Below are 360 nucleotides of genomic sequence, written 5' to 3' on the forward strand. Positions count from 1 at the left end.
CAAAACATGGATTTTACTTATCCTGAATATGTTGGTTCTGCTAACTTGACAGTTGCAGGAAATGATGATTTAAATATTGCCCTAAGTACAAATAAAACCTCAGTAAGTAATCCACGCAATGTTGATATATTTGTTTTAGACAAGGACGGCACTTCGACATTTGATGTGGTATATTTAAGTGCATCCGGTGCAGGAGTTGAACTGCCTTATACTCAAATTTCAGTCAATAATGGAGTTTATAATTATGATCTTGCAGGTATTACTCAAGGTGGCACTTTAACTTTAACTGTCAAAGCCAAAAAAGGTGCAACTGAATATGTAAAAACAGCGACAATGTCTGTTGATGGTTATGTGGTAACT

Annotated in this window: 1 protein-coding gene; it reads left to right on the forward strand. The window is 35.3% G+C overall.

Translation table 11 applies throughout. The features are described from left to right. Window positions 1-360, forward strand: a 360-nt coding sequence (locus ciss_RS13385) for a hypothetical protein (RefSeq protein ID WP_166504015.1), incomplete at both ends; no start/stop codon positions are given.

Origin of the sequence: Carboxydothermus islandicus, assembly GCF_001950325.1 — a bacterium.
Classification (GTDB): domain Bacteria; phylum Bacillota; class Z-2901; order Carboxydothermales; family Carboxydothermaceae; genus Carboxydothermus; species Carboxydothermus islandicus.